This is a genomic window from Collinsella sp. AM15-2 (genome assembly GCF_003471985.1).
GTDB lineage: Bacteria > Actinomycetota > Coriobacteriia > Coriobacteriales > Coriobacteriaceae > Collinsella.
Genome location: NZ_QRKO01000004.1, coordinates 115,969 through 126,472 on the forward strand (window position 1 = coordinate 115,969; position 10,504 = coordinate 126,472).

Genomic DNA, 10,504 nt, shown 5'->3' on the forward strand with positions numbered 1-10,504 from the left:
AGCCTCCCGTTCGGGGCTCACCCATATCGTTCCACGCGCAGTTTCGCAGCGAGCGCAGCGAAGCGAGAATGTTTGAGCATGGAATGATATGGGTGAGCCCCGAACGGGCGGGATTAGTGCGCCCTGCGCAGCGAGAATGTTTGAGCATGGAATGATATATGGGCGGCTCCCGCCGAGCAGCGGACTATCGCCTAGCGGATATGCGCTGGCTTGCCGCCCCAGTAGAAGCGGCAGAAGGCTCGTTTGCGCTTTTGGGGTTTGCCTACGAGCTCCATGGTTGCGATGGCTATGTCTTCGGCTGCGTGGGGGCGGCGTAGTACTTCGCCGTTGATGAGTAGGGCTTTGAGTGATTCGGGATGGTCGTGCAAGTGACGTAGGGTAACAATGAGTTCTCGTGCCGTGGTGACGTGCATGCTGGCGCCCATGCCGGTGAGCATCGTGGTGTTGGCCTTTTCCTGGCCGTATGATTTGCCCAGCAGGATCATCGGCAGATGTGCGCATAGGCACTCGGTGACGGTGAGTCCGCCCGATTTGAGAATTGCCAGGTCGCAGCCGTGCATAAGCGCTGCCATATCATCGACATAGTCAAGAACCGTGACGTTCTCGAGTTTCATGGCCTCGAAGAGCGTTTTGAGGCGGGCGGCGTATTCCTTATCCTTGCCCGGCAAAAAGACAAAGTGCATGTCTTCGAAGCTGCGTAGGAAGGGGAGGGTGCGGTCCATCTCCGCGCGAAAGCGAACGTACGGTTGAGGCAAGCTGGCACCGGCCATTACCAGCACGACGGTCTTGTCGGTGGGGAGGTTGAACTTAGCTAGCTCTTCCTCGCGATCGTAATCCGTGTCGAATCCGGCGCGAATAGGAATGCCGGTAATGCGAATCTTTGTCTCGAGCACCTCGCGCGGACGCAGCGTTTCGGCCATAAATTCGTTGGCAACACAGAATAAATCGGTGTCCTTGTGGGGCCACCATCCCTCGACTTCGTAGTCGGTCGGTACGCAGATGACCGGATAATCGATACCCGTAATTACGCGGGCGCCCACGGCAACATTGGCTGCTGTGATGTGCGTTGCAACCACGGCTATGGGCCTGCGGCTACGAATATATTCGTTGAAGGCGGGGAACATAATTCGCGACCATGCCGTTCCGCCACCCCAGAGAAGATGTCCCGTAAGCGTATATCGCCAGGTCAGGTCGTAAATGGGGCGCGTGGCTCCCGTAAAAGAAGCCGCGGTCTTATTGCCGTCGAATTTAATACGTCCAAAATCAAGGATATCGAGCACTTCAATCTCAATATCCTCGGGGATGCCATTGGTGCCGCGGATGAGGTCGAATGCCTGCGCAATCGCATTTGCGGCGGCCTTGTGGCCCGAGCCAACGGAGGCGTGCACGATGGTCACGAGAGGTTTTTGCTGAGCCAGGAGCGTGGTTTGCTCCGATTGGGGAGTGCTGTGCGTGAGCAGGGGAGCGTCGTCACTCGTCTGCGCCTGGTCCATCGATAACTCCCCTTCAGCTTTGTAATACGGATTTATCATTGTAGTGCATGAGTGTCACGTTCACGTAAATTTGGGTATGAGCGCAAAGAACGACAACGTTTCGACGAAAGGACGCTTCATGACTACCGATAAGCCGATCGATGTTGCGATTATCGGCGGCGGCCCCGCGGGCTATGCTGCCGCTATTTATGCTGCGCGTGCTAGCCTGACGACGACCGTGATTGAGCAGGGCATGTCGGGAGGGCAGATCGCCACAACCAATGAGGTCGAGAACTATCCGGGTATCTCGCTCCTGAGTGGCGCCGAACTCGGCGAGCGTTTTCAGCAGCATGCAGAGGGCCTGGGAGCACAGGTTGCATGGAGCATGGTTACGGGTGTCGATTACGATGCCGATGCAGCGTTGTTTACGGTGCATCACGATATGGGCGATACGCTGGCCCCGAGCGTTATCGCTTGCATGGGTGCCACGCCGCGTCCGGCAGGTTTCGCAGGCGAGGATACGTATCGCGGTCGTGGCGTTTCATATTGCGCAACATGTGACGGCATGTTTTTCCGCGGCAAGCAGGTTTTTGTAATCGGTGGTGGCAATTCGGCATGCGAAGAGGCTCTGTTCCTGTCCGACATTGCCAACAGCGTGACCATCGTGCTGCGCCGCGACCAGTTCCGTGCGCCCGATGGTGTTGTTCAGAAAGTACTCGCAAAGGACAATATTACAGTTAGGTACCAAACTAGTATTGTGGAGCTATCGGGCGAAGCCATGCCAACGACGATTACCTTTAAGGACAATGCATCCGGCGAGACTCATACCGAGTCATTTGAGCCCGGCTCGTTTGGCATCTTTGTTTTTACCGGAACGCAGCCCCATACCGAGCTTGTTGAGCATCTAGTCGATCTGGCGCCTGATGGCGGCATTCTGACTGATGAATCCATGGCGACCCGCACGCCAGGTCTATTTGCCGCTGGCGATATCCGTTCCAAACGTTTACGCCAGGTTGTGACCGCTGTTTCGGACGGAGCCATAGCGGCAACGGGCGCATACGCGTTTCTCCGTGGATAAGTACGATAATATATCTTATGTAAGGTTGATATCAATTTACTAAATGGCGGGACGATGCATCAGTGCACTGTCCCGCCAATTTTCTTGGCGGCTATGTGGTATGCAAAACTAGATAACCTAGAATACAATATAGAAAACGAACGGAGGCCTCTTATGAACCACGCTAAATACGTTATTCCGATGTCCGATTCGTCGGTCAGCATTAAGCCCGAGGATATTCAGCCCACAGTGCTGCCCGATGCATTCATTCAGTCCGATATCGTGCGTAAACTCAATACGTTGAGTCTGCCGCGCTATAACCAGTTGCCCAATGTGACGCTCTACCGCGACCAGGTCATTGAGTATGTTGCGCTGTGGATGGAGCCGCTGTCCATTTGCGTTGAGCACCCTGTCATTACGCCATCGATGATCAATAACTACGTGAAGGTCGGCCTGGTGCCTGCTCCGGTCAAAAAGCAATATGGCCGCGAGCAGATTGCCCGCCTGATCGCTATCTGCCTCTTTAAGCAGGTGTTACCTATTGCTGCGGTGCAGGCACTCTTTAACATTCAGCGTTTGAGCTACGATGCCCCGACGGCCTTCGATTATGTGGTCGATCAGCTCGAGGCATCGATTCGTTCGGCGTTTTCCGTCGAGCAGACGCCGGTTCCCGATACGGCGCATCAGGTAACGCGTGAGTCGCTGCTTGTACGCAGTGCGGTTTCATCCTTCGTTTCGAAGGCGTACCTGATGAGCTATCTAAAGTTTAATGGGTTTAATAGCTAGCCGACGTATTAAACGGGCGGAACAAAGGGCCATCTGTCACTTTGTTCCGCCCGTATTTTTGCTTGGTTGGACGTTATTGGCCCGAAGCCACGCCCATGCCGTAGCCGATAATGAGCCCGTGCATCTCGGCATAGTATGAATCCAGTCCGTTGCAAGGCATGATAATCGTCTTGGAGCCGGGCCAGCGCTCGACAATGCGGTCGGCAAGCGCCTGGGCGCCCGCCTCATTCTCAACATGGTCGATAACGACCTCGCCACCTGTAAAGCCCTCTGCCTCCATGGTGTCGACAATCTTGGCGAGCATCTTTTTCTCGCCACGCGTGTGGCCGACGAGTTTAATCTCGCCTTCCTCGCTCGCCGTTCCCAAAATGCGGATATTGAGCTTGTTGGCAATGACGCCGGCTGCCTTAGGAATGCGTCCGGCCTTTGCAAGGTTCTCGTAATTACACAGGCTAAAGAGAATCTTGCTGTTTTGCTCGAGACTGTCGAAGTAAGCGCAGGCGTCCTCAAAGGAAACGTCCGGGTTACTTGCAAGATAACGATCAAACAGCAAGAAGATCAGATCCATCTTGCCGCCTGCTGCCCGCGAATTGACCAGGTGAATCTGACGATTGGGCTCCTCGGCAAGTACCATATCGCGTGCCGTAGCGGCAGCGTTATAGCTTCCAGAGACACCCTCCGAGATTGGCATGCAGATCGTCTTGTCGGCGAGCTTAAAGAGCTCGGCCCACTCCCCCACGCTTGGGCAGGCGCTCGATGATGCGCTGGCTTCCGACTGAATGGCAACATTAAGCTCGTGAACATCGAGCAAAAGGTCGTCGACAAATTCGCGCTCCCCTACTCGAATTTTGAGAGGAGCGAATGCAAAGGTGGTACGGGGTGCAGTCGGTTGCCAATCGCGAAGATTGCAGCTCGAATCTGAGATAAGTGCCCAGCTCATTGAGGGTCCTTTCTAGTTGTTCCTCAACAATTATAGCTATCTTTTGGACAGATGCTGCGCATATCTAGTATTCAAAACTAGATTGTTGCTTACATGCAAAACGGGTGCTCGAGATAAAACAATGGACCTCGCTCCCCAAGGATACGAGGTCCATCTTTGCTTGCTGAGCTAAACCACTTAGTAGCGAACGAAAATATAATTGTTGTTCATGCCGGCGGCAACGGAGCTGATGATGACGCCCGTTTTGTAGTCGGAAGCATGGATCATCTGACCATTACCGATATAAATGCCGGTATGGTAGGAGTTAACCACAACATCGCCGGGTTGCGGATCGGACACACGGGTCCAACCCATGAAGTCGACCGTGGTGCCCAGACGGCAGTAGCGTCCCGTGAGGCAATAGCTTACAAAACCGGAGCAGTCAAAGCTGTTCGGTCCAATGCCGCCCCAAGAATACGCATAGCCGAGCTTGCTGTAGGCGCGCGAAACAACGGAGCCACCATCAACAGACTGACTCGGTGCTGAAGGCGTGGGAGCCGGAGCGGGCGTGGGGGCAGGCTGCGGTGCGGGAGCCGGCGTGTTGCCGCCCTGGTTGTTGTTATTGTTGGTCTGGCCGCCATTGTTGGTGTTCTCGGTCGTACCGGCGGTGTCGTTGCTCACCGTGGCCTTTTCGGCGGTGCTAGCATTAATGCCAGCCTGCAGCGCAGCGTTGGCCTCGGCCTCGGCAGCGAGCTCGGCCTGCAGCTGCGAATCCAGGGAGTTTACGACGTTCTGGGCTTCAGCCTGCTGGGCATTAAGCTCGTCGACCTTCTTTTGCGTGGTGGCGACGTTCTTCTCCTGCTCGGCCTGCTTATCGGTGAGCTGCTGCTTAAGCTCCTTGACCTCTTGAATGGTCTGAGCTTGCTTATCGGAAACTTTGCCGTAGTAGAACAGACGGTTGAGCATATCGCTCAGATCATCGACACCCGTCAAAACCTGAAGCAGGCTCAGACCGCCGGTTTTGTACTCGCCGGCGACATAGGTCGAGAGCTTGGCCTGACCATCGGCGATCTCCTGCTGCTTTTGCGTGATCTCGCCGGCAGTCTGATCGAGCGCCTGCGTCTGCGTGGCAAGCTCATCGTAAATCTGCTGGGTTTGGGTGCCGATCTGCTCGAGTTTCGTACGAGCAGCGGCAAGGTCGGATGCGGTATCGGCGTAGGCAGGAGCCGCGAGGCCCAAGCCCAAAACACAAGCGAGGGTTACCGTAGCAGCGCAGCGTGCCATGTTTTTGTGCGTGTTTGCTGTGCGCATGTAGCTTCCTTTCCAGTAACTAAGGGTAACGGCTAGCCTACCGTCACCAGGCTAAAGAGCTCCACATCGTCATCAGACGGCGTGAGCTTCTCGCGCGGGTTGAGAAACGCAAGCTCAAGTATACAACCGTAACCGATAAGCTTTGCGCCCATATCTCGCACCAGTTTACCTGTTGCCTCGACGGTTCCGCCCGTCGCGACCAAGTCGTCCAGAATCAACACGGTATCTTTAGAGCTGATAGCGTCGGCATGGATCTCAATTGAATCGGTGCCGTACTCGAGCTCGTAGCTCTGGCTTACGGTCTCGCGCGGCAGCTTGCCCGGTTTACGTGCGGGAACAAAGCCGGCGCCAAGGGCTACAGCCACCGGTACGCCAACCATAAAGCCGCGAGCCTCGGGACCCACGACCTTGGTGATCCCCATGCCGGCAAAGTGCTCGGCGAGGGCATCGGTCATGGCTTTGAGCGCCTCGGGATTGCCAAAGAGCGGCGTGATGTCTTTAAAGACGACTCCGGGCTCGGGATAGTCGGGGATGTCGACGATTTGAGATTCGAAGTCGTACATTGCATGACCTTTCAATGAGTTGCCGAAATATCAGCAGCGGTTATTTGCCCGCGGTGACGGTGCCGGAGTGCGAAGGGGCGACGACCTTGAGCGGCTTTACGAGAGAATCCTCGTGCGAAGCAGGCGCGGCAGTTTCTTCGTTTTTGGCCTTGGTGGACTCGGAGCGAGCGATTTCCTCATCGAGTGCATCGATGTCGGCGTCCTCGACCACGGCGTTGAGCGACTCAAAAACGCGGTTTTTGAGCAGCGCGGTGTGCACGCCCTCCGTCAGGTCGTGAAGCTTCTTAAACGCACGCTCGAGCTTGGCGTCGCGCTCGTCATCGGAGGTATCCATGCCGAGCATGCTCACGAGCACCTGCTCAAACATCGAGGACTCGCGGTTGGCGGAAGACACGTACTGACGCAGGTTGCGCGGCTCGATATGGAAGCGTGACAGCTCGGAGCAGTAACGGATGATCGGAAAATCGCGACCATCGACGAGCTCACGATTCTGCGGACTCTTGATGATGCGAATAAGGTCGTTCTCGGCGAGCGAGCGGATAAACGAAATCTCGACGCCCAACATATCGGGAATGGTCTCGATGGGATGCAGCTTTTGTTTAGTCTCCTTGGGCTCCGTCTTGAGCGGAACATCGGACAGTAAGCCCACCTCGTAGGCGAGCGTTGACAGGTCCGTAGCGTTTTCCAAGCGCTGCTTAATCACGTTGAGCGGCATGTAGCGGGTCTTCTGCAGGTGCAGAATGACCTCCAGGCGATCAACGTCCTCCTTGGAGTACTGACGGTATCCCTTAGGCGTACGATGAGGGGTAATGAGCCCCTCATCCTCTAGAAATCTAATTTTTGAGTTCGAAAGATCGGGGTATGCGCCTCGAAGAAGGTTGACGACTTGGCCGATACTCAAATAGTTGCGTTCGGCCATGCCCTACTCACCGGTTTCGATGCGCTCCGGCGTGCTCTCGTGGTAGATGAGCGTAAACGTACCGATCTGGACGGATGAACCATCGTGCAGCGGGGCTGCATTGACGATGGCACCGTCGACCCAGGTGCCATTGAGCGAGCCCAAGTCCTCGATGCGAGCCTGGAGCCCCTCACGAATAATGCGCGCGTGGCTGCGCGAGACAGTCATGTCGTTGAGGAAGATGCCATTCGCGGGATCGCGGCCGATGGTGGTCACGTCGTCCTCGAGTTCAAAGGCGGCACCAGTCTGCGGACCCTTGACGATGGACAGAACGGGGGCGGTGATGCGCACGTTGGCCATGAGGTCGGGAACGGTGACGTCGCTTGAAGGCACGCGGAATACGCAGGTAGCGTCAGCAGTCTTATCATTCTGAGGCATATTGTTAACCATGTTGTCCATGACAACCCCTAACTTATCGCGGACGTGCCGCAAATAATGAACCGTACGTAATCATACCCCAACGAATCAGTCTTCGATTTCGGGGTTCAGAAAGTCGATGTCCTCGTCCTCGGGATGCGCGAGAGCCTGTTTAATGGCCACTCCGCCCTTAATGGAATAGATGACAGCCGTGAGCATGGAGAAGATCACGCCGCCGTACACAAAGAAGATGCCGAGGGGCACCGAGCTTCCGTTGAGGCCCGGGAAGGCCGTAAGGGTTGAAGGTAAAAGATGCAGGCCGTCAATAACGGGGAACCCGAGCAGCATGAGCGAGAAGCCGGTCATGAGCAGTGCAGTGGCAATCTTTCCGGGAAAGACGACATCGATGGGGCGACGGTGATAATGACGAACGATAAGCGTGCCGATGCCCAGATAGATGTCGCGGCCAATAATGAGCACGCAGACCCAGATGGGCAGCTCTCCGCGGACCACCAGCCCAAGTACGCCGGTGAACAGCAGCGCACGGTCGCAGATGGGATCCATGACCTTGCCGAGCCACGAGACCGTCTTGGTCATGCGGGCGATCTGACCGTCCATCCAGTCGGTAGAGGCGGCAACGGCGTAGATAACGATGGCGATGACGCGGTTGTTATCCGTCACAAACAGGTACAGAAATACCAGGGTGAGGATCAGGCGCGTAAAGGTGATGAAATTGGAGATCGTAAAGATCTTATTCGACGGGTAATCGGAAGTGCCGATAAGCTCCTTTTTGATCTTCTTTTTGATGCCCACAGGACTCCCCCGCTGGTTAACGACAAAACTTTCGATACTATACCCGTTCCGGCGATGTCTATCCAGCGTAAGCATAGAGAGTCCAGACATGAGGAAGGCGCTTTTGGGCGGCGGTGGATTTCACATTCGTGTACATCAGCCTCCAAACATGCCGAAAAATGTCGGTTTTGGAGGGTGATGTACACGTTTTGATTCGGTGATTACATCGATCGGGAAAGTTGTTGCCTTAAGCAAATTAATCATGATGTGCGGGTCGAGAAGGGTTGGCGCCAAAAGAACCCAACGGCCGTTATGGCTTCGTTAGAAACGCGCCCCACCATGGATGGTGAACCCGAAAGGTAAGGCGCGCGGGCACGGTGACTCGGCCCGCGCTCCCGGAAGAGAAAGGATAAACCCATGGGTTACATGCTCGAGACGCGTGGGCTCACCAAGCGCTTCGGCCGCGGCGACCAGGCGCAGGACGCCGTGGCCGACGTGAGCCTTCATATCCGCGAGGGCGAGGTGTACGGGCTGCTCGGTCCCAACGGCGCCGGCAAGTCGACAACGCTCAAGATGATCTGCGGGATGCTGCGGCCGACGGCCGGGGAGATCCTCTTTGCCGGGCACGCCTGGCGCCGCGAGGACCTCTACGCAATCGGCAGCCTCATCGAGGAGGCGCCGCTCTACCCCAACCTCACCGCGCGCGAGAACCTGCGCGTGCGCACCACGCTGCTGGGCCTTCCCGAGAGCCGCATAGATGAGGTGCTCGCCGCCGTGGACCTCGCGGACACCGGGAAGAAGCGCGCCGGGCGCTTCTCGATGGGCATGCGGCAGCGCCTGGGGCTCGCACTGGCGCTGATCGCCCGGCCACGCCTGCTCGTGCTCGACGAGCCCACCAACGGCCTCGACCCCATCGGCATCGAGGAGCTGCGCGACCAGATCCGCGGCTTCGCGGCGGCGGGTACGACGGTGATCGTCTCGAGCCACATCCTCTCCGAGGTGCAGCAGATGGCGGACACCATCGGCATCATCTGCGGGGGGCGCCTCGCCTACGAGGATGCGCTTCGTCCCGGGCAGGACCTCGAGGAACTCTTCATGAGCTTCTGTCGGGAAGGGCGACGAGCGCGCGGGGAGGTGGCGGCATGACGGGTGAGAAAGGCGGCCTGCTCGCGGCCCTGCGCGCCGAGGCCCTGAAGTCGCGCCACGCGGCACCGGTTCGCCTGGCCGTGCTCATGGCGCTGCCGATGCCGCTGCTCGGCGCGATGCCCTACCGGGGCGTGCAGATCTTCAGCGCGTGGAACTACTGGTACGCGCTCTTCCTGCCCGTGTGTCTCTCGCTCGTGGTGGCGTGCGTCGCGCGGGCGGATGCTCGCACGCGGATGCGGGGGCTTCTGGGCCTGGGCTTCCCGCTCGGGCGCGCCTGGTGGGCCAAGGCGCTCTGGTGCCTCGCGCTCTGCACGCTCTCGAACCTCGTGGTCTTCGGCATCTACCTCGCGGGATCGGCGTTCTCCTCGCAGGGTCTCACGGCCGCGGGCACGCTCACGATGCTCCTCTGCGCGCTCGCCAACACGGTGACCGCGGCGTGGATGATCCCTGCAGGGCTCTTCCTCACGGCGCGGCTCGGCATGCTCGCGGGCATCTTCTGCCCGCTCGCCGCGCAACTCTTAGGTGGGTTCGCCTGGTCGTTGGTGCCGCTGCCGCAGCTCTTTCCGCCGTCGGCGAACATGGTCATCCCCACGGGCTTCATTCCCGTGCTGCCGAGCGGCGAGCCGCTCGCGGCGGACATGGCGCTCGGCGGGGCGCTCATGGCGGACGGCATGCTCACGCTGGCGGGCCTTGCGGTCTGCGCGCTCGCGTTCGCCGCGCTCACGGCGGCGGGCGCGGCCTGGTTCGCGCGCTCCGAGGAGAGGTGATGGCCATGACACGACTCTCCGACCCGACGCCGCGCATGACTCTCCCGCGGGCCCTGCTCTCCGAGGCCCTGCGCCTGGCGCGCTCCCCGCTCTCGGCGGTGCACCTCGCCTGCGGCCTGGCAGCCGGTCTTGCCTGCGGCGAGTACTTCTCCGTAACCCGATGGGACCCGGCGCTGGGCGCGGACGCCTACGCCCAGTTCCTCGGCGCCCTCATGCCGCTCATGTCCGCCATCGTCTGCGGGCTCGCCGTGGACGAGGAGCGCGCTGCCGGGCGCCTCACCAACCTCACGGCGATCCCCTCGCGAGGGCGCGCCGTCGCGGCGAAGCTGCTCGCCCTTGCGGCGCTCGGCGCGGGCGCGCTGGCCGTGGCGCTCAG

The 10,504-nt window shown here is 58.5% G+C and carries 11 protein-coding genes and 1 pseudogene; 5 read left to right on the top strand and 7 right to left on the bottom strand.

What is annotated here, in order from left to right; genetic code table 11:
• Window positions 1-191: 191 nt before the first annotated feature.
• Entirely contained in the window at window positions 192-1,493 is a 1,302-nt protein-coding gene (locus tag DW171_RS03385; RefSeq protein WP_118270411.1) for a glycosyltransferase, read from the bottom strand.
• Between the two features lie 118 nt (window positions 1,494-1,611).
• On the opposite strand from DW171_RS03385, the gene DW171_RS03390 reads away from it, so the two are divergent.
• Window positions 1,612-2,550: an NAD(P)/FAD-dependent oxidoreductase gene (locus DW171_RS03390; RefSeq protein ID WP_118270412.1), complete on the top strand. Its 939-nt coding sequence runs from the start codon at window positions 1,612-1,614 to the stop codon at window positions 2,548-2,550.
• A 153-nt stretch (window positions 2,551-2,703) separates the two neighbouring features.
• Window positions 2,704-3,315: a DUF1836 domain-containing protein gene (locus tag DW171_RS03395; protein WP_192934578.1), complete on the top strand. Its 612-nt coding sequence runs from the start codon at window positions 2,704-2,706 to the stop codon at window positions 3,313-3,315.
• A 73-nt stretch (window positions 3,316-3,388) separates the two neighbouring features.
• On the opposite strand, the gene DW171_RS03400 is transcribed toward DW171_RS03395, so the two are convergent.
• The 6 genes from DW171_RS03400 to DW171_RS03425 form a co-directional block, all read right to left on the bottom strand.
• The gene (locus tag DW171_RS03400) at window positions 3,389-4,255 is read right to left on the bottom strand and encodes a DegV family protein (protein ID WP_118270413.1); all 867 of its coding nucleotides are present in this window, start codon (window positions 4,253-4,255) and stop codon (window positions 3,389-3,391) included.
• A gap of 177 nt (window positions 4,256-4,432) precedes the next feature.
• Entirely contained in the window at window positions 4,433-5,545 is a 1,113-nt protein-coding gene (locus DW171_RS03405; RefSeq protein ID WP_118270414.1) for an NlpC/P60 family protein, read from the bottom strand.
• A 32-nt stretch (window positions 5,546-5,577) separates the two neighbouring features.
• Complete coding sequence (locus tag DW171_RS03410) at window positions 5,578-6,108, bottom strand: adenine phosphoribosyltransferase (RefSeq protein ID WP_117773500.1); 531 nt, start codon at window positions 6,106-6,108, stop codon at window positions 5,578-5,580.
• A 40-nt stretch (window positions 6,109-6,148) separates the two neighbouring features.
• The gene (locus DW171_RS03415; protein ID WP_117773499.1) at window positions 6,149-7,027 is read right to left on the bottom strand and encodes a MerR family transcriptional regulator; all 879 of its coding nucleotides are present in this window, start codon (window positions 7,025-7,027) and stop codon (window positions 6,149-6,151) included.
• A 3-nt stretch (window positions 7,028-7,030) separates the two neighbouring features.
• Window positions 7,031-7,465, bottom strand: coding sequence for an FHA domain-containing protein (locus DW171_RS03420; protein WP_192934514.1), 435 nt, complete (start codon window positions 7,463-7,465; stop codon window positions 7,031-7,033).
• A 66-nt stretch (window positions 7,466-7,531) separates the two neighbouring features.
• Window positions 7,532-8,236 (bottom strand): CDP-alcohol phosphatidyltransferase family protein, encoded by a 705-nt coding sequence (locus tag DW171_RS03425; RefSeq protein ID WP_089573364.1) that lies wholly within the window; start codon window positions 8,234-8,236, stop codon window positions 7,532-7,534.
• Between the two features lie 396 nt (window positions 8,237-8,632).
• Between DW171_RS03425 and DW171_RS03430 the strand changes: the two genes are divergently transcribed.
• From DW171_RS03430 to DW171_RS03440, 3 genes and pseudogenes are all read left to right on the top strand, one after another.
• Window positions 8,633-9,361: a lantibiotic protection ABC transporter ATP-binding protein gene (locus DW171_RS03430; RefSeq protein ID WP_055250122.1), complete on the top strand. Its 729-nt coding sequence runs from the start codon at window positions 8,633-8,635 to the stop codon at window positions 9,359-9,361.
• Window positions 9,358-10,128, top strand: coding sequence for a hypothetical protein (locus tag DW171_RS03435; protein WP_118270415.1), 771 nt, complete (start codon window positions 9,358-9,360; stop codon window positions 10,126-10,128). The genes DW171_RS03430 and DW171_RS03435 overlap by 4 nt, the downstream gene beginning before the upstream one ends.
• 35 nt (window positions 10,129-10,163) lie before the next feature.
• A pseudogene (locus DW171_RS03440) lies at window positions 10,164-10,504 on the top strand (lantibiotic ABC transporter permease); the annotation flags it as partial.